Source organism: Geotalea uraniireducens Rf4 (genome assembly GCF_000016745.1).
Taxonomy (GTDB): Bacteria; Desulfobacterota; Desulfuromonadia; order Geobacterales; family Geobacteraceae; genus Geotalea; species Geotalea uraniireducens.
On sequence record NC_009483.1, the window covers coordinates 4,934,139 to 4,952,073 of the forward strand.

Genomic DNA, 17,935 nt, shown 5'->3' on the forward strand with positions numbered 1-17,935 from the left:
GTATTTTTTCCGAGGCTACCACATGCAGCGGAAAAAAGTAAAGCCCATGGGCGCATTTCACCAATTTAACGGGCGCCGATTGTCGATAAGCATTGAGTCAGGGAGGTGGCTATGGATAAAGTCGTCAAAGAGGGATCACTCGGATCGATCCTTCTCCAATCTCAGATCATCACCGAAGATGAACTTAAAGCGGCGCTTGAGGAACAGAAAAATTCCGTCAGCCGTATCGGCGAGGCACTGATCAAGCTTGGGGTTGTCACCCAGGAGGACATCGACTGGGCCCTCTCCAACCAGCTCAATATCCCCTATGTGAGGCTGAAGAAGGAAAATATCGGCAGGATGGCCGTCGAACGCGTTCCGGCTTCTCTTGCCCGGCGTTACAACCTCATCCCTTTATTCCTCACCGGCGATGATTTAAGCATAGCCATCGCCGATCCATTAAACAGCGAGGCTGTCAGGGCCGTGGAAAGCGCGACCGGCTGCCAGATCACTGTTTCCGTGGCGCTCATCCGCGAAATTCGCGAGATGCAGGATCTTTTCTACGGCACGGAGGAAACAGCCGCGACACTCGGTTTCTCCTCCGGCTATTTCCCGTCCCGTGCTCTCGATGCAATCAACTCCGACCTGTCCGGCGCCAGACTCCTCGACTACCTCCTCCTTTCCATCGTCCAGAAAAAGCTGGCCTCACTGTCGTTGCAGCCGATGGGAGACGGCATCCTGATCGTGGGGAGGAGCGGCGGAATAGCCAGGGAAATGGGAAAGCTCGAAGCCGCCCATTATCCCGAGCTGCTGCTGCGCATCAGAAAACTCGCCAGGATCAATGGCACAGACGAGCCGTCAGCACGTGGTGTGCTGGCGTTCCTTCTCAAGGGGAGGAAGATACTTTACCATGCTTCCCTGCTACGCGGCCAGGGAGGGGATTACGTGACCCTCAAGCTTCACATCTCGACCGCTTTCCCTGCATCCGTCGCCGATTTAGGGCTTTCGGAAGAAAAGATTCGCCAATTCCGCGAACTGGCCGCCGTTGAAACCGGCATGGTACTCTTCTCGCAACGGGATGCCGACGAGCGCTGCCGTTTCATCGACCTATACCTGGATGAGCGCGCAACAGCCGGCAAAACCGTGCTGGTCCTCGGCGACAGCGTGGGCAACGGGAGGAAAAAATTCCCGCGCATCCCTGTCCGGAAGGGACCCCAGACCGAACTGGGCGCGTTGATAATGGCGACTCTCGACCATGATCCGGACATCATCGTCATCGAGGACGCCACCGACAGCCAGGCATTCATCGCCGCAGGCAAGGCGGCTATGCGCGGCAAGCTGGTATTGGCGGGCATTTCCTTCGGAGGCATCACGGCAACCTTCAAGAACCTCCTTTTCTACTGGCACAAAAGCTATTTCATCCCGACCTTCGTCAAGGGGGTGATCTCCTTCAAGGGGCTCCTCATCCTCTGCCCGCACTGCAAGTTGAGCTATCAGCCGACGCCCGAGGAGAGTGCCGCCCTGCGCATTGCGGTTCCGGCCACCACAAGCTACCGGGCCAAGGGATGCCAGGCCTGCGACCATACGGGCTATGCGGGCCGCAAATACCTGATGGGGCTGATCCCCTTCGACAGCCCCATGCTGGAAGCGTTTGAAGCCGCCAGGGACAGCGCTGAAATCCTCGACTACCTCAACGGCAAGGGATACCGCGGCATACGGGAAGAGGGTCTGGATCTGTTGAATGCCGGCGAGATATCGCCGGAAGAATTTGCCGCTGCAATCATCTATTAACGGAGCACCGACACATGGCACGCATTGACGCACTATTTAAAATGATGCACGAACAGGGAGCCTCGGACCTGCACCTCTCCACCGGTGCCCCCCCCATCTTCCGCCTGCATGGAGAAATGGAGCGCCTGAACTTCAAGGCGCTGGCCCACGAGGACCTGAAGTCCATCCTTTACGAGATCCTCAGCGAGAAACAGATAGCCGATTTCGAAGCGCGAAAGGACCTGGATTTCGCCTATTCCGTGCCGGGCCTCGCCCGCTTCCGCGGCAACATCCTCATGCAGCATCGCGGGATTGCGGCAGTTTTCCGCATCATCCCCAGTAAAATCCTCACGGCCGACGAGCTGAATCTCCCGGAAGGGGTGCGCAAGCTGACCATGCTGAGGAAGGGGCTGGTCCTCGTCACCGGCCCGACCGGTTCCGGTAAATCCACCACCCTGGCGGCAATGATCGACCTGATAAACTCCACCCGCCGCGAACATATCCTCACCCTGGAAGACCCGCTTGAATTCATCCACGAAAACAAGATGTCCCTCTTCAACCAGCGCCAGATTGGCGAGCATTCAGAGAGTTTCGCCGCTGCGCTCCGCGCCGCCCTGCGTGAGGACCCGGACGTGATCCTCGTCGGCGAGATGCGCGACCTGGAGACCATCAGCCTGGCCATGAGCGCCGCAGAGACCGGCCACCTCGTCTTCGGCACCCTCCACACCAGTTCCGCGGCCAAGACCGTGGACAGGATCATCGATGTTTTTCCCAAGGATGCCCAGGAGCAGGTGCGCGCCATGCTCTCCGAATCACTCAAGGGGGTCATCAGCCAGCAGTTGCTGAAAAACGCAGACGGCAAGGGAAGGACGGCTGCCCTGGAGATCATGATGGGCACCCCGGCCATCGGCAACCTGATCCGCGAGGGGAAAACGTTCCAGATCCCCTCCATCATGCAGACCGCCCGGAAAGACGGCATGCAGCTCATGGACCAGCACCTGCTCGACCTGCTGAAGACGAAGAAAGTAGCCCCGGAAGAGGCATACCGCTGCTCCGCCGACAAGAAGCAGTTCGAGCAGTACCTCCCTGACCGGCCGCAGCAGTAGGCAATCTATGTCAGATGATTTTCAGGAAAAAGGGCGACGCGCGGTGACGAAGAGCGATGTGCCGATCGGCATGGAATAACGCTTGAGGAGGAGGTTCTCCGCTCGAACGAGACTCAGAAGAAGGCTGTTCACCGACGCCGTCGACAGACCGACGTCCGACGCGACTTCTTCCGCTTCGGGCGAGCGGGGAAGGAATCGCTTTGCCAGGCGGCAGAAGGCGATGGGAATGAAAAGGAAACCGAGACGGTAGGTTGATCTTTCGACGCAAAACCCCTCCTCTGCCAGCAGGGGAAGGAGTTCTTTACGCGTGTAACGCTTGCGGGTATGGACGGCAATGTCGTGGGTGCTCCGCAGAAACTCGTAGGCCGGCAGGTTGAGGATGAGGAGCCCCCCCGGCTTGAGTGCCCGGTAAAATTTTGCGAGTATCTCCGCATCATTTGCTACGGCACGGTGGTAAAGCACGTCGATGGAGGTGACCACGTCATAGCGCTCCTCTCCCAGATCGGCATGGTTGAGATCGGCACAGGAAACGGCAGTGAGTCCCCGAGCCCGACTGAAGGCGATGGCTTGTTGCGACAGATCGCATCCTTCCACCTCAGCGAATTTCTCAAGAAGCTGGCAGAGACGGCCGGTGCCGCAACCGGCATCGAGTATCCGGAGAGTGCGCCCGCTCTGCTGCTCTTTCGCCACGAACTCCAGGATGAGCTCATGGAGCGAGGCATACCACCAGTGACGGTCCTCGACCTTGAACATCTGTTCATATTCCCGTTCGTTCATCCATGGTCCTTTTTCCCCGATAACGGCTGGTTTCGGAAAAATGATCTGATTGCCTCGACGACCCGTCCCGCCTCTTCTGCCAAAAGATCGGGGTACATGGGCAATGACAGGATTTCTTCCGCCAGACGCTCGGTCACCGGCAGGGAACCCTGCCGGTAACCGAGGAACCTGTAGCCCCGCATGTGATGGATCGGCGTCGGGTAATTGATGCGGGTCTCGATGCCGCACCCTTCCAGGTAGTTCTTGAGTTCATCCCTCCGGCCGGTTCTGATGGTGTAAAGGTAATACTGGTGGTTCCTGTCGCTTTGCACAAGAGGCAGCGCGATATCCCCCACCCCTTCCAGACCGCCCGTATAGATTGCCGCTATATTTTTCCGCCGCGTTATCTCTTCATCGAGGGCAGGGAGACGGAAATCGAGGAGCGCCGCCTGAAGTTCGTCGAGCCGCGAGTTGTATCCCTCCTCTTCCGAATAGTACCCCCCATCCATGCCGTAGAAGCGGAGCCGCCGGAGACGGTGGTGAAGATCTTCCCGCTTCGTCACGGCCATGCCGCCGTCGCCGAACCCGCCGAGGACCTTGGTGGGATAGAAGGAGAAGGCCCCCACGGCGCCGAAACTCCCGACCCGCCCCCCCCGGTAGACGGCACCTGCGGCCTGGGCGCAGTCTTCCACCACCTCTACCCCCCTCCTGCGAGCCACGTCGAGAAGCGGCTCCATATCGACCGGCTGGCCATAGAGGTGCACCGGCAGGACGCACCTGGTGCGGGATGTGACGGTCTCCTCGACCCGGGTTACATCCATGAGGAAGGTATCCGCCTCCACATCGACGAAGACGGGCATGGCACCGGTGGCCCGGATCGCCGCGACGGTCGGCACTGCGGTATTGGCAACGGTGATCACCTCTGCTCCCGGCCCGATATCGAGCGCCTTGAGCGCCAGGAAGATGGCGTCTGTGCCCGAATTGACCCCGACCCCGAACCGGCTGCCGCAGAAAGCGGCGAAGTGTTCCTCGAATGCCGCCACCCGGCTGCCGAGGATGAGGCGCCCCGAGGCAAAGACTTCGTCGACTAAAGCAAGTATCTCCTCGCGGTTCCGCCGGTAATCATCCAGATAGTCCCAGTAACGCACCGGCGCCTGATCGCTACACTCTCCCCTATTGCCGATCTTCTTCATGGCGGCATCCTTTCTCCATTTGGTCAGCGAGGCGGGCAAGCCTCCTTGTTCGCTGGTGCATTTCCCCGAAATCCCCACCGTTTCGCACGACGGCGCAGACGTGCTCGATCATGAGCCGGAAGTGATCGCAGGCGGGAACTGTGAATGAAGTGTCACGCTCGCCGCAGGTCACCCGTATCAGATTCGCCAGATCGGCGGGGGTCGTGTAGGCCCGATCCACCCTTATCTTCCCCAGCTCGCCGATGATTTCATAATACGACTCGTACTGCTGGCCAAAGGCGATGGAGAAGGTAAATACCTCTCCGGCAGAGGTAAGAGCCGTACCATGCATCGCCACATTGAGCCCGCTGCGGTCGAGGGCGAACCCTCTGAACCGGTAGGAATCGCCCTGCAAACAATGCAGCGCCGTGCTCAAAGGATAACGGGCGAGGTCGTGGAAAGCGCCTCCCCCCCTCTCCGGGTCGAGGCGGAAATTGCCGGCCGCGGGGAAAGGGAAAGCAAAGACGCTCCTCAGGGATCTGATCCGGCCGATTCGCCCCGCATCGATAAGACCCTTCACTGCGGCATGCTGGGGGTGATGGAGATACATGAGGTTCTCGTAGAGGAGAACTCCCCGTTCCCCGGCGCAGCGGAGCATCCTTTCGACCGAGGCGGCAGAAAGGCCGAGCGGCTTTTCGCAGATGACATGTTTCCCGCTTTGCAGGGCACGCACCGTCCACTCTTCGTGGAGATGGTTCGGCAGCGAGAGATAGACCAGCTCTATCTCTTCGTGGGCTAAAAGCTCCTCATAGCCGAGTACTGCATACGTTTCCCCGGCAAGGGAAGCGGCGGCCCGGCTCGCTACCCCCTTGAGAACAGCTCCTCCACAGCCACGAAGCGCAGGAATGAACTTCCGGCAAGCAATGTCCGAGCAGCCAAGAATCCCCACGCGCACTCTCTTGTCAGCAGTTAGCGCCATAACCGATTCCTTTATATGTACACAACGTCAGCCGACGACATCGTAAATGGCTATCCCCATGCTCGACATATCCTGCACTTCCATCTTTCTACCCACTACAACAGGCAGGAGATGATACTCCGTGCACATGAATTGATGGTCTCTCCAAGATGGAGAAAGAAGCGGACCTGGGTTTCCGATATCCAGTTAAATTCCGGAGGAAGACCGAGATCTACCCCCTCAGGGAGTTGCAGAATCCGGTGCAGGTGGGTTTCCTGAAAGAAACGTGCCCCCTCCTCGGCCTGATAATTTTGCCGGAGCACCGGGAACCGGCCGTCGCCGGAGAACTCGTCGAAGAGGAACGGTTTCGGCAGCTTTTCGTTACCGACATAGTTGCCGGGAGTGAATTGCACCGTGGGGGCCAATTGGACGATGCTACGGTTCCCCACCTCAGCCTTGGCCTGCATGAGGAAATGCCTTTCGCCCCTGTGGACTTTTGTGAGCAGGCCAATGATGCCGCATTCCGGATTGGCGAGGATCGGCTGGCTCCAGACGGGGACTTCCCGTCCGGCAGAGCTGACATTGATGCCGATGACCCGGAAAAAGCGCCCTTCCCTGTGAGAAAAATAGCCGTTCCCGTCCAGGTTCCACTCCTTCAGGGTGTTCAGCCCCACCCTTTTGGCCAGGATATGGTTGGCCGACCTCTGATCATCGAGCCACTGGATGGTTTCGGCCAAGCCGGCAGCGGTATCACGGCAAGACGGGTTTGTCCGCCTGCCGGAAACGCCCCGGGAAAGGACTAAAGAGGCCAATATGCTTCGGGTGCAGGCGTGGATCAGATTGTCGCGACGTATCAGGTTTGATATCTGGCGCAACGTGAGCCAGATGAATTCCCCAGGGAGTTCCCGCAGCTCATGGTCGGCCAGCTGGATGATCATGTTGCGGTTCGATTTGAAGAGGAAACGGCCCCCGTCTTCGGTCTGGAGTTTGGCGAACAGCACGCGATCCCTGGGGGGGTTGAGGAAGAATTCCACCAACGGCGGAAGGCTTCCGCCATGGGCTTTGGTGTAGTTGCTGTACGTTGCCTGGACCGTTGGCGAGAGCTGCACCGAATTTATGTTGCCGGGCTCCTCCTTTGCCTGGAGACAAAAATGGAGCACGCCGTTGATCCTCTTCACGAGGATGCCGAGGATCCCTATTTCCGGTTGGTCTATGATCGGCTGGTCCCACTTCAGTTCGCCGGCGGCAGTGCGATGTCTCGCCTTTACCCCGGTCACGGTGAAGAACATCCCGGAATCATGGCGGATGTTGCCGGTGCCGGGCTCTATGCGCCATCGCCTCATCTCCCCCAGGGGAATAGATTCAATGCTCAATCGGGGAGTTGCCAGCCACCCGGCGATCCAATCGTCAACGTATCGGTCAGAGTAAAGGGCGTACTCCGTGGTGCGGGAAAGGCGGATTTCCCTGGTTGTTTGCTGATCGAACCCCAGAATGTCGATCCGCCGCTCTGGTTCGGGCGATTTTCGTTTTGGGGCACTAGGCGCCTGGCGAGCTCTTTTCATGGCCATTGTTGTCAGGTTCCTTATGTATGCAGGCGAACTGTAGTTTCCTCTGGGAGGAGAACTTTTCCCTGACCACGAACTGCGGGTCGCTGTTCAGTGACAGGTATATCCTCCCCACGTATTCTCCGACAACGCTGACGGCGAGAAATTGAAAGCCGCGGAAAAAGGTGGTAATCGCCGTCAGCGTCTCGTATTCGCTCGGGTCCTGCAATTGGGGGAGAAGATAAGAGATGTAGGTGGAAATGCCCACATAGCACCCCACAATGGTCATGGCGAGCCCGATGACCCCCAGTATCCTGAGGGGAATAAGGGAGTAGCTGACCACCATGTTTCCCCAGAGCGAAATGAGCTTCCCCAGCGTGTAGCCGGAGTTGCCGTGTTTTCTTTTTTCGTGTCGCACCCCAACCCTGCCGATGTTGGCCGTGGAGCGCAAAATTATGGCGTCGATGTAAGGGTCGGGACCGGTGTATTTGATGACCTCGTTCACAAGAAACCGGTTCATGACCTTGAAGCTCGACAGGTATAGGTTTGCCGGTTTCTGAAGAACGATGTTCGCCATCTTGTCGTTGAACCGGCTGCCGAGATTGCGGAAAAAGCTGTCCCGTTTGGCGTAATAGTGGGTATAGACCACGTCGAACCCCTTTTCGATTTCATCCACGAGGCGGCCGACCTCCTCGGGCGGGTTCTGGAAGTCGTCGTCCATGATGACGCAAAGGTCGCCGGTGGCATGGTTGAGACCAGCCATGACCGCACTGTGTTCACCGAAGTTGCGGGCCAGCCTGATATAGCTGATGCTGCCGCGATGCGTTTCGTGGAGTCTCCGACAGATCAGGTGGGTGCTGTCCTGGCTGTTGTCGTTGACGAGAACTATTTCAAATATGAATCTCTTGCCATAGAGATTGATCAGGGTGTTGCACAGCGACTCAATGGTTTTTTCCGCATTGTAAACAGGGATGACAATTGAGAGTCTGGTCATGACAGCTCCTTCAAAAGAATATCCTGTTACCGCACCGGAACAATCCTGCATCCTTGCAGGCCGGCAGCCGCACATATTTGATTGTACGTTTCGGAGAGGGCCCGACAGGCATCAGGCCTGCATCCGGACATGCAAGTCGGGACGAAACAAAACCGATTCTTCGAATATGGGTTAATCTAATAAGCGGGAATTGATCAGGAAATGGAAGGAGGCGCTCGCGAAAATCTGGTCGGAGTGAAATGAAATGAAGGAAGGATCGAGGTTTTTGTGAAGATAGAAGTCCCATCCGTGTTCAATAACTGCACGTCCACATGCAAAACAACGGCGGATGCTGCTGTACCTACCTTCTTGTTGGATTCATAGCAGGGCTTGATCTGGTTCTTGACGATGGCGCGGGGGCGGGGCTTGGGTTTTGACGAGGAGGAAGAAAGCCCCATAAGACTTGGCAGCCTCATTCCTAACGTGACAAGTCCTAAGGTGAGAAACACCAGGATCAATGAAACATACATTTTTCGGACAAAAGAGTTATGCAACAGAACACCATAAGGAGTTTATGTGAAAATGAAGCCTACATTATAGTTTATACAGAATTCCAACAATTGACGCAAGGTTTTATCCGTGCGGCAGCGGTCCTTAGATTGGCCTAACATCGACAACCGGGAATAAGCCGGGCGTCATCCTTGCGGCGCAACAATCTCTTTCCATTTCCATTACTTAACAACAGTTATCATTTAATGGTCTTTTTCATCAGAGCCGTGTCAAATAAATCTGCCGCTTTATTTGGCAGCCTGCTATATGCATCTGATTTATTGCACCTTTTCACTGTCTTCAACACATTATCCACAACACTTTACACAAGGTCTGTGGAACGCCGCCGACAAAGGTCTCATTCAATCCAAAGCCATTTCTCCAAATCGGCAATGTCAGACACGAAATGCGTCCATACGGGTCATTGCACCCAGCGACATAATTGTTGATGCCCTCTCAAAAATAGTTTAGGCCGCTTGAGACATAATGCGGTCGATTCGTCAGTTGACAGGACACCTCAGCAACAAATTACGTTCATTTAATGCACTCCCAAAAGGGATAGTATCAATCCTTAAGGCTGGAGCGATTCGAAGTTAAATGTAGGCGGCGAAGAAAAAGGGGTTACGGCATAAGCCGTAACCCCTTGAATTCTGGTCGGGATGACTGGATTCGAACCAGCGGCCCCCTGCTCCCGAAGCAGGTGCGCTACCAGGCTGCGCTACATCCCGACATTGGGTTTTATAGCTGTTTGCCGTTCTTTTGTCAACAGTTTCGGCTGGTAAAAATCAAGAAAAACATTGTCATAATGTTTCCGAAGTGCTAAAAATTAGCAGTTAATCCTGTTATTAATACTGTTGGCGAGATTTCATGGCCTACCGCTGTCTGCACGAATTCCTGGCAAGGTTGGAAGAGATGGGAGAGCTGCACCGGGTAACGGTGGAGGTGGACCCGGTCCTGGAGATAGCGGAAATCACCGATCGCATGTGCAAGTCTGCGCATGGCGGCAAGGCGCTTTTGTTTGAGCGGGTCAAGGGAAGCGCCTTCCCGGTGGCAACCAACCTGTTCGGCTCTTACCGCCGTGTCTGTGAAGCCTTGGACATCAGTGAACTCGGCCAGCTCAGCCGGCTCATGGAGGAACTGCTTCCCCTTCAGCCTGCATCATCCGGGCAAACGATTGATGACCTCCACAGTCCGGCGTTGTCCCGTTTCACCCCACTGCTCGCAAATAACGGAGACTGTCAGGCAGTAGCAGATTATAGCCCTGATCTTCGTAAATACCCTTTGTTGAAGAGCTGGCCCGGGGATGCGGGGCGTTTTATCACTCTCCCCCTCGTTTTCACCCGCGATCCGGAAACAGGCACGCAGAACTGCGGCATGTACCGCGTCAGGGTTTTCGACGAAAACAGTGCCGGCATGCACTGGAATCCAGGGAGCGGGGGTGCAGGGCATTACGGGAAATACCAGTCGCGCGGGGAGCGAATGCCGATCGCCATCGCAGTGGGTGGCGACCCGGCGCTGATTTGGTCCGCTTCCCTGCCGCTGCCGGGGGCAGTTGACGAAATGGCGTTTGCCGGTTACATCCGCAACGAGCCGGTCAGCATGGTTCGCTGCCTGACCAGCAGGATCATGGTACCCGCCAATACGGAGATGGTGATCGAAGGCTACCTGGACCCGGGCGAGGTGCGGGATGAAGGTGAATTCGGCAATCACACCGGTTATTACACGACGGCGGGAAACGTGCCGGTCGTCCATGTTACGTGCATAACACACCGCAACGGGATGATCTATCCGGCAACCGTTGTCGGTCCTCCCCCCATGGAGGACTGCTATCTGGCCAAGGCAACCGAACGGCTGCTGCTCCCTCTCAGCAGGCGGCAAGTTCCCGCCATTGTCGACATCAACCTCCCCATGGAGGGAATCTTTCACGGTTGTGCCGTTGTTGCCATACAGAAGGAGCACGCCGGACAGGCCCGTCAGGTCGTTCAGGAGTTGTGGCGCACGGGCTGGCTGCGCAAGGCCAAACTGCTCGTTGTTGTGGATGCGGATGTGCCGGTGAACGACCTCTCCCTGGTGGGATGGAAGGTAGTAAACAACGCGGAGTGGCCCCGGGATCTGATCATTGCCGACGGCAGGATGGGACTGGACGCCACGGGCAAACTGGCGGAGGAAACGGACGGTATCCGGCGCCAGGAAATCCGCAAGGATGAAGTTATCAGCAAGCTGGTTGAGAGGAAATGGCGGGAATATGGGTGCGCATGAATTGGGACGGGTCAGAGAGCCGCAGATGAACCTGTTCGACAAAATCAAGGTATTCCTGGAGATGATCAAGTTCTCCCATACCATCTTCGCTCTCCCCTTTGCTTTTACCGGCGCATTGCTGGCCGCGCGCGGCCTGCCGACTGCCTACCAGACGCTCTGGATACTTATGGCCATGGTCGGTGCCCGCACCGCAGCCATGAGTCTGAACCGAATGATAGACGCGGAGATCGACGGGCAGAATCCGCGAACCAGCGGGCGTGCCCTGCCGGCCGGCTTGCTCAGCAAGGGGATGGTGGCCGTTTTCATTGCCCTATCCCTCACTCTCATGCTCTTTGCCGCCCGGATGCTCAACCCTTTGTGCCTCTATCTTTCGCCGGTGGCGCTCTTTTTTCTCGTGCTCTATTCCTATTGCAAGCGCTTTACCGCTCTGGCCCATGTGGTGCTCGGGCTTTGCCTGGCTGCCGCGCCGCTCGGCGCCTGGATCGCCATTACCGGTACGATTGAACTCCCTGCCGTGCTCCTGGCGTTGGCGGTTCTTCTCTGGGTGGCCGGATTCGACATCCTTTACGCACTACAGGATCTGGAATTCGACCGGACCAGCGGACTCCACTCCATCCCGGTACGGCTCGGCATCTCCGGCTCACTCTGGACCGCGCGCATCTTCCACCTGCTGATGATCGCTCTTTTGACCGGCCTCTTCTTTCTACTGCACCTCGGTCCGTACTTCTTTGTCGGCCTGACCATTACCGTCATCTTGACTGCCTACGAACACTGGCTGCTCCGTGACGGCGACCTGACCAGGCTCGACGCCGCGTTCTTCAACATGAACGGCTATATCAGCGTCACCGTTCTGGTCTTTACCCTGCTCGACATCCTGTTTTACCGGGGGGGGGCATGAACAGCCGTCATTTTACTCTCGCCATTACCGGCGCGTCAGGGGCGGTCTACGGCCTGCGCCTCGCTCAAGAGCTACTTCGCAGCAGGGTACGACTCAACCTGCTCATCAGCAAGGCAGGTTTTGCCGTGCTTAAAGAAGAATGCGGCCTGGATTGGCAAGGAAGCGCGGAAGAGGTTCAGCGCCGACTGTGCGGCTATTTCCAGGCAAGCGAAACAGGGCTCCGTTATTATGCCGGGGATGACCTGTCTGCACCCATAGCGAGCGGCTCTGCAACGGCTCATGCCATGATTGTCGCCCCCTGCAGCATGGGAACCCTCTCCCGCATTGCCTGCGGCAATTCAGGGAATCTGATCGAGCGCTGCGCCGACGTCATGCTCAAGGAGCGGCGGACACTTATTGTCATCCCGCGCGAGACGCCACTGCACGAAGTGCACATGGAGAACATGCTCAGGCTGTCCCGCCTGGGAGTATTCATGGTCCCGGCCATGCCGGCCTTTTACCACAAGCCGGGATCGGTTGACGATATGGTAAACTTTATCGTCGGCAAGGTGTTGGACCTGTTGGGCATGGAGCACCAGCTTTTCAAACGATGGGGTAACAACGGTGAATAGTGAATAGTGAGCGGTTAAGACCTGGATCTTTTGAGAATGAGGCGTAATGATTTCCCTTGCATCGATAACAGAAAAAGTCCGCGCCGGTGAGCGCATCAGCGACGACGAAGCCCTGTTCCTGTTCAACTCGAACGATCTTCTCGCCATCGGCGAACTGGCGGCCCTTGCCAATGAAGCGAAAAACGGCAGTCGGGTCTTCTTCAATGTCAACCGCCACATCAACCATACAAACATCTGCGTCAACCGCTGCAAGTTCTGCGCATTTTCACGCACTGCGGACGAGCCGGGCGCCTACCTCCTCGACCTGCAGGAGATCGGCAACCGGGCAACCGAGGCCCTGCACCAGGGAGCGACCGAGATCCACATCGTCGGCGGTCTCCATCCCGATCTCCCCTTCGAGTTCTACCTGGAGATGCTGCGAACGATCAAGGCGGTCTCGCCGACCCTCCATATCAAGGCATTTACCGCCGTGGAGATCGATTATCTGTCGCAGATTTCCGCTCTTTCCATTGCCGAAACACTCGCCGAGTTGAAGGGTGCGGGGCTTGGCTCGCTGCCGGGAGGGGGAGCGGAGATATTCAGTGAAAAGATCCGCGACGAACTCTGCCCGGAAAAGATTTCCGGCCGGAAGTGGCTCGCTATCATGGAGGAGGTCCACGAGGCCGGGCTCAAGTCCAACGCCACCATGCTCTACGGCCATCTGGAGAGCTTTGCAGACCGGGTGGACCACATGCGGCAGCTGCGGGAATTACAGGATCGGACCGGCGGCTTTCAGGTATTCATCCCCCTCGCCTTCCAGCCGGAGAATACGCCGCTCAAGCTGGATAAAAAGGCCGGCACCAGCGGCGTCGACGACCTGAAGACCCTGGCCGTAGCCCGGATCTATCTGGATAACTTCGCCAACATCAAGGCCTACTGGGTGATGCTCGGCGAAAAGATCGCCCAGGTTTCCCTGGCGTTCGGCGTCAACGACCTGGACGGCACGGTGGTGGAGGAAAAGATCGGCCACGACGCGGGAGCGGCATCGCCGCAAACCATGAGCAGGGACGATATCGTCGCCTTGATACGAAAGGCTGGGAGAACGCCGGTGGAGCGGGATACGCTTTACAATGAGCTGCACACTTACTGATCCCTCTGGTTACCGCCGGGAGGCATAACTCGATTTTCCTTTGTCTCTTGGCGCATTAGTGGTTAAATGAATCTCAATTCAGCCGGTACTGGAATTATGCTGCGAACGATAATGGATAATATAAACGCCGGACTCCCGATTACCAGCGATGAAGCTCTCTGGCTCCTGACCGGGGCCAACCTTCTGGCGGTCGGCAAGCTCGCCGACGGCATCCGCCGTCGCTTGCACCCCGATGGCCGGGTGACCTTCGTGGTGGACAGAAACGTCAACTATACCAATGTCTGCGAGTCAAAGTGCCGATTCTGCGCTTTTTACCGTGATGAGGGCGCCACAGACGCTTATCTGCTCGACAACGACGCCATATTCGCCAAGATTGCCGAGCTCGTGGCGCAGGGAGGGACTCAACTCCTCATGCAGGGGGGGCTTCACCCCCATCTCGGCATCGAGTTTTTCGAAGAGCTCTTCCGCGGCATCAAAGCGCGCTTCCCCCAGGTGCAGAATCACTCCCTGTCGCCGGCAGAGGTGACCCAGGTTGCCAGGATCTCCGGCCTGACGATTCCCGAGACCCTGCGGCGGCTGAAAAACTCCGGTCTCGACTCCATCCCCGGCGGTGGTGCGGAAATCCTCGTTGACAGCGTGCGCCGGGAAATTTCGCCAAAGAAGATAGGCTGGCAGGGATGGGCGACGGTAATGCGGGAAGCGGCAAAATTGGGAATGCCGACCACGGCGACCATGATGTTCGGCAGCTGCGAACGACCGGAGGACATCATCGAGCACCTGTTCCGGGTCAGAGCACTTCAAGCCGAAGGGGGAACCTTTACCGCCTTCATCCCCTGGACCTACCAGCCGGGAAATACCGAACTGGGGGGGACCACAGCCAGCGGCGTGGAATATCTCAAGGTGCTCGCCCTGTCCCGCATCGTTCTGGACAACATCGCCAATGTCCAGGCCAGTTGGGTGACCCAAGGGGCAAAGATGGCCCAGGTGGCCCTCTTTTTCGGCGCCAACGACCTGGGAGGAACCATGCTGGAAGAAAACGTCGTGGCTGCGGCGGGCTGCACCTTTCGCATGTCCCGAGACGAGATGATCGATCTGATCCGCGGCGCCGGCTTCAGCCCGGCGCGGCGCACCACCACCTACGAGATATTGGAAGAGTACTAATCAATAAACGGAGTTGCCATGATTCCCTTACGGAAGAACATTGCCAGGATGGCCGGCTACGTTCCGGGCTACCAGCCGGAGGACCCGGCAGCATATATCAAACTCAATACCAATGAAAATGCCTACCCTCCGTCGCCAAAGGTGCTGGAGGCTATCATGGCAGAGGTCGGTGAGGGGCTGAGGCGTTATCCCGATGCCGCCAGCCGGGCCGGTCGCGAGGCGGCAGCGCGACTCTACGGATTTCTCCCTGAATGGATCGTCATGGCCAACGGCTCAGATGAGGTACTGAACAATCTGATCAGGGCATTCGCCGACGAAGGGGATGAGATCGCCTATGTTTATCCGTCTTACTCCTACTATGCAACGCTGGCGGAAATACAGGGAGCACGGGTCAAGACTTACGGCCTGACCGATGACTGGAAACTGGCCAATTTCCCTGAGCGCTACGACGGCAAGATCTTTTTCCTCACCAATCCTAACGCTCCCTATGGTTTCACCTTCAGCCGGGAATTCATCGAAGAGCTGGCTGGACGGGTTGCAGGGATGTTGGTAGTGGATGAAACGTACGCTGATTTTGCCGGCGACACCGCCCTCGATCTGGTGCGCAAATATGAAAACGTCGTCGTGACGCGCACCCTTTCCAAAAGTTATTCCCTGGCGGGAATGCGCCTCGGCTTGGCAGTGGCACGACCGGAAGTGATCGCCGCCCTCGACAAGATCCGTGATCATTACAACCTTGATCGCCTCGCACAGGCAGCGGCAGTGGCTGCGTTAGGCGATCAGGATTATTTTCGCGAAGCTGTGCGAAAAATCTGTGAAACCCGCGACTGGTTCAGCGCAGAGTTGCGCAAATTGAGGTATTCCGTCATTCCTTCGAGTGGCAACTACGTCTTCACCACGCCTCCGGATCGGGATGGCGCAAGGGTTTACCAAGGTTTGTTCGACCGGAAAATACTGGTGCGCCACTTTTCCGACCCTAATCTTGCGCACGGCCTGCGCATCTCCATCGGAACCCGTGAAGAAATGGAAAAAACAATGGAAGCCCTGCGCGAAATCGGTTGACCTTGCGCGCAGTTGATTTATTTTCACCATCAGCAAGCATTTTCAGATGCGGAACGGCGGATTTTTTGCAAAAGCAAACGAATAAATACCAACAAGAGTCAACTGACATAATTGAAGACCAGCAAGCGTTGAACCGCCTCGTGGAACGACTCAACACCGAAACAACCCTTGCCTTTGACCTGGAAGCGGATTCGCTCCATCACTACACGGAAAAGGTCTGCCTGATCCAGGTCTCGACAAATTCGGAAACAGCCCTCATCGATCCGCTTGCCCCCCTGGATCTCTCCCCGCTCGCGCCTATTCTGGCAAATCCTGCCGTCCGCAAGGTTTTTCACGGTGCGGATTATGATATGCGTTCACTCTACCGTGATTTCGGCTTCGAAGTACGCAATCTCTTTGACACCATGATTGCCAGCCAATTCCTCGGCGAAAAGGAAGTCGGGCTTGCCGCAGCATTGAAAAAAAGATTCGGTGTAGAGCTGGACAAGAAATATCAGAAGGCGGACTGGAGCAAGCGCCCTTTTTCTCCGCAGATGATCGAGTACGCCATGAAGGACACCTCGCTCCTCATCAAGCTTTACCTGCAACTGGAGGATGAACTGCGCGCAAAGGGGAGACTTGCCTGGGTAGAAGAGGAATCGGAAATCGTTTCCTGCGTCAGGGCTGCGTCACGGGACAATGAACCGCTCTTCCTCCGCTTTAAGGGAGCGGCGAAGCTGAAGCCCAGATCGCTTGCCGTGCTGGAGAAACTGCTGCTTTTCAGGGACGAGCGGGCCAGAAAAAGAGATGTCCCCCCGTTCAGGATTCTTGGCAACGAGCCTCTTCGCGAACTGGCGGAACTTCTACCGCGCACAGCCGCAGATCTGACCGGCATACCCGGCATATCGCAGAAACTCATCGATACGTACGGCCGGGAGATACTTAACGTCGTTGCACAAGGATTGTCGATTCCTGCCGAGAAACTGCCGCATTATCCTACTGTGCAACGGGTGATAAAGGATCGTTATCAGGAAGAACGCCTGAAACGGCTCAAGGAGTGGAGAGAAGGCAAGGGGGCGGCGTTGGGGCTAAGCGTGGGGATTATTGCAAATAACAGCCTGCTCGAAGCTTTGTCGGAAGCCGCTCCCGATAGCCTGGAGAAGCTGGCGGGCATTCCAGGCTTAAAGCGCTGGCAAAAGCAGGAATTCGGCGCCGAACTACTGGATTTGCTCAAAAACGTTTCATAATTTACGGAGAAGTTTTTTCCTTCTCGCTTTCATCACTGCCGAACAGGAAATCAAATTCATCCATTGATACCCCCCCCTGCTCCGGAATTACACTTTTTGCCGTCTTGGCAGGGGCGAGGTTTTCTTCCTGAGCAAAAAAGTCTTCCATTTCAAACTCATCCTGGGCAGCGTCAAATGAAACGGGGGTACTCTCCTTCGTATCAGCAACTGCCGCCTTTTCCACAAAACCCTCGAACTCCAGGGTTGCTCCTCCACCGATAGCTGTCGCAAACGGGGTTTCAAGTGATGAGTTTGATTCAAGGAGATCGGCAAAGCTCTCCTCAACAGATGGCTGGACGGCTGAAAGCGCAGCGGCCTGCTGGCTTGACTCTTTTGCCACTTCTTCGAAGGAAAATTCTCCAAATGAATCTGTCGGGGATTCTTCTCCGAAAGAAAATAACCCTGCATCATCTTTTTCACCCTGAACTGAACCCATGTCAAGGCCCGGAATCGATTCCTCCTGCTTCGGAGACTCTTCCGCCAAGGACTCATCCCAGCTGAACGAGTTATCTTCGACTAGCGGCTCTGCGATGTTTTCAGGAACTGGTTGCTCCAGTATCGAGCTAGCAATTGTAAAACCCATTGCGGGAGCTTCAGCCGCTTTCGCCATAAAAGGAAGAATTACCGGACGGATGCCGAGGGATTCCTTGAATGCAACGAGATCAATGCTGCATTTTTTGCAATTGTCCAGAAATTCAAAACTGTTGTAACCGCATTTCGGGCATTTCATGAGTTCCGCTCCC

15 protein-coding genes and 1 tRNA gene are annotated in these 17,935 nt (G+C 56.6%); 9 read left to right on the forward strand and 7 right to left on the reverse strand.

Annotation, left to right across the window (positions count from 1 at the left end; translation table 11 throughout):
• Positions 1-111: 111 nt before the first annotated feature.
• Both GURA_RS21725 and GURA_RS21730 read left to right on the forward strand, forming a co-directional pair.
• The gene (locus tag GURA_RS21725) at positions 112-1,770 is read left to right on the forward strand and encodes a GspE/PulE family protein (RefSeq protein WP_011941046.1); all 1,659 of its coding nucleotides are present in this window, start codon (positions 112-114) and stop codon (positions 1,768-1,770) included.
• 14 nt (positions 1,771-1,784) lie between these two features.
• Entirely contained in the window at positions 1,785-2,855 is a 1,071-nt protein-coding gene (locus GURA_RS21730) for a type IV pilus twitching motility protein PilT (protein WP_011941047.1), read from the forward strand.
• A gap of 21 nt (positions 2,856-2,876) precedes the next feature.
• Here the strand turns inward: GURA_RS21730 and GURA_RS21735 are convergent, their stop codons facing one another.
• The 6 genes from GURA_RS21735 to GURA_RS21765 all read right to left on the reverse strand — a co-directional run bounded on the left by GURA_RS21735 (position 2,877) and on the right by GURA_RS21765 (position 9,535).
• Entirely contained in the window at positions 2,877-3,632 is a 756-nt protein-coding gene (locus tag GURA_RS21735) for a class I SAM-dependent methyltransferase (protein WP_011941048.1), read from the reverse strand.
• Positions 3,629-4,804 carry a DegT/DnrJ/EryC1/StrS family aminotransferase gene (locus GURA_RS21740; RefSeq protein WP_011941049.1) on the reverse strand — a complete coding sequence of 392 codons (1,176 nt, stop codon included), beginning with the start codon at positions 4,802-4,804 and terminating at the stop codon, positions 3,629-3,631. The genes GURA_RS21735 and GURA_RS21740 overlap by 4 nt, the downstream gene beginning before the upstream one ends.
• Positions 4,785-5,762 (reverse strand): Gfo/Idh/MocA family protein, encoded by a 978-nt coding sequence (locus tag GURA_RS21745; protein WP_011941050.1) that lies wholly within the window; start codon positions 5,760-5,762, stop codon positions 4,785-4,787. The genes GURA_RS21740 and GURA_RS21745 overlap by 20 nt, the downstream gene beginning before the upstream one ends.
• 95 nt (positions 5,763-5,857) lie before the next feature.
• Positions 5,858-7,309, reverse strand: coding sequence for an NDP-hexose 2,3-dehydratase family protein (locus GURA_RS21750; protein ID WP_232278955.1), 1,452 nt, complete (start codon positions 7,307-7,309; stop codon positions 5,858-5,860).
• The gene (locus GURA_RS21755) at positions 7,278-8,279 is read right to left on the reverse strand and encodes a glycosyltransferase family 2 protein (protein WP_011941052.1); all 1,002 of its coding nucleotides are present in this window, start codon (positions 8,277-8,279) and stop codon (positions 7,278-7,280) included. Before GURA_RS21755 ends, GURA_RS21750 begins: the two co-directional genes overlap by 32 nt.
• A gap of 1,179 nt (positions 8,280-9,458) precedes the next feature.
• Positions 9,459-9,535: transfer RNA gene (locus GURA_RS21765), tRNA-Pro, on the reverse strand.
• 139 nt (positions 9,536-9,674) lie between these two features.
• Between GURA_RS21765 and GURA_RS21770 the strand changes: the two genes are divergently transcribed.
• From GURA_RS21770 to GURA_RS21800, 7 genes are all read left to right on the forward strand, one after another.
• A complete protein-coding gene (locus GURA_RS21770; protein ID WP_011941054.1) occupies positions 9,675-11,066 on the forward strand; it encodes a UbiD family decarboxylase in 1,392 nt (463 codons plus the stop codon).
• Between the two features lie 25 nt (positions 11,067-11,091).
• Positions 11,092-11,964: a 4-hydroxybenzoate octaprenyltransferase gene (locus tag GURA_RS21775; protein WP_011941055.1), complete on the forward strand. Its 873-nt coding sequence runs from the start codon at positions 11,092-11,094 to the stop codon at positions 11,962-11,964.
• On the forward strand, positions 11,961-12,575 hold the full coding sequence (locus tag GURA_RS21780) for a UbiX family flavin prenyltransferase (RefSeq protein WP_011941056.1): 615 nt from the start codon (positions 11,961-11,963) through the stop codon (positions 12,573-12,575). Before GURA_RS21775 ends, GURA_RS21780 begins: the two co-directional genes overlap by 4 nt.
• 46 nt (positions 12,576-12,621) lie before the next feature.
• Positions 12,622-13,704 (forward strand): aminofutalosine synthase MqnE, encoded by a 1,083-nt coding sequence (gene mqnE / locus GURA_RS21785; protein WP_011941057.1) that lies wholly within the window; start codon positions 12,622-12,624, stop codon positions 13,702-13,704.
• Between the two features lie 96 nt (positions 13,705-13,800).
• On the forward strand, positions 13,801-14,865 hold the full coding sequence (mqnC, locus tag GURA_RS21790) for a cyclic dehypoxanthinyl futalosine synthase (RefSeq protein ID WP_083764992.1): 1,065 nt from the start codon (positions 13,801-13,803) through the stop codon (positions 14,863-14,865).
• Positions 14,866-14,883: 18 nt separating this feature from the next.
• The gene (hisC, locus tag GURA_RS21795; protein ID WP_011941059.1) at positions 14,884-15,927 is read left to right on the forward strand and encodes a histidinol-phosphate transaminase; all 1,044 of its coding nucleotides are present in this window, start codon (positions 14,884-14,886) and stop codon (positions 15,925-15,927) included.
• A gap of 65 nt (positions 15,928-15,992) precedes the next feature.
• Positions 15,993-17,153, forward strand: a complete 1,161-nt coding sequence (locus GURA_RS21800) for a ribonuclease D (RefSeq protein ID WP_041245607.1) — start codon at positions 15,993-15,995, stop codon at positions 17,151-17,153.
• Between the two features lies 1 nt (position 17,154).
• Here the strand turns inward: GURA_RS21800 and GURA_RS23095 are convergent, their stop codons facing one another.
• Positions 17,155-17,922, reverse strand: a complete 768-nt coding sequence (locus GURA_RS23095) for a hypothetical protein (RefSeq protein ID WP_011941061.1) — start codon at positions 17,920-17,922, stop codon at positions 17,155-17,157.
• Positions 17,923-17,935: the final 13 nt, after the last annotated feature.

Excerpts from the sequence above, each read along its gene's own strand:
- GURA_RS21725 (WP_011941046.1), top strand. The coding sequence starts at position 112 with ATGGATAAAGTCGTCAAAGAGGGATCACTCGGATCGATCCTTCTCCAA.
- GURA_RS21730 (WP_011941047.1), top strand. The coding sequence starts at position 1,785 with ATGGCACGCATTGACGCACTATTTAAAATGATGCACGAACAGGGAGCC.
- GURA_RS21735 (WP_011941048.1), bottom strand. The coding sequence starts at position 3,632 with ATGAACGAACGGGAATATGAACAGATGTTCAAGGTCGAGGACCGTCAC.
- GURA_RS21740 (WP_011941049.1), bottom strand. The coding sequence starts at position 4,804 with ATGAAGAAGATCGGCAATAGGGGAGAGTGTAGCGATCAGGCGCCGGTG.
- GURA_RS21745 (WP_011941050.1), bottom strand. The coding sequence starts at position 5,762 with ATGGCGCTAACTGCTGACAAGAGAGTGCGCGTGGGGATTCTTGGCTGC.
- GURA_RS21750 (WP_232278955.1), bottom strand. The coding sequence starts at position 7,309 with ATGGCCATGAAAAGAGCTCGCCAGGCGCCTAGTGCCCCAAAACGAAAA.
- GURA_RS21755 (WP_011941052.1), bottom strand. The coding sequence starts at position 8,279 with ATGACCAGACTCTCAATTGTCATCCCTGTTTACAATGCGGAAAAAACC.
- GURA_RS21770 (WP_011941054.1), top strand. The coding sequence starts at position 9,675 with ATGGCCTACCGCTGTCTGCACGAATTCCTGGCAAGGTTGGAAGAGATG.
- GURA_RS21775 (WP_011941055.1), top strand. The coding sequence starts at position 11,092 with ATGAACCTGTTCGACAAAATCAAGGTATTCCTGGAGATGATCAAGTTC.
- GURA_RS21780 (WP_011941056.1), top strand. The coding sequence starts at position 11,961 with ATGAACAGCCGTCATTTTACTCTCGCCATTACCGGCGCGTCAGGGGCG.
- mqnE (WP_011941057.1), top strand. The coding sequence starts at position 12,622 with ATGATTTCCCTTGCATCGATAACAGAAAAAGTCCGCGCCGGTGAGCGC.
- mqnC (WP_083764992.1), top strand. The coding sequence starts at position 13,801 with ATGCTGCGAACGATAATGGATAATATAAACGCCGGACTCCCGATTACC.
- hisC (WP_011941059.1), top strand. The coding sequence starts at position 14,884 with ATGATTCCCTTACGGAAGAACATTGCCAGGATGGCCGGCTACGTTCCG.
- GURA_RS23095 (WP_011941061.1), bottom strand. The coding sequence starts at position 17,922 with ATGAAATGCCCGAAATGCGGTTACAACAGTTTTGAATTTCTGGACAAT.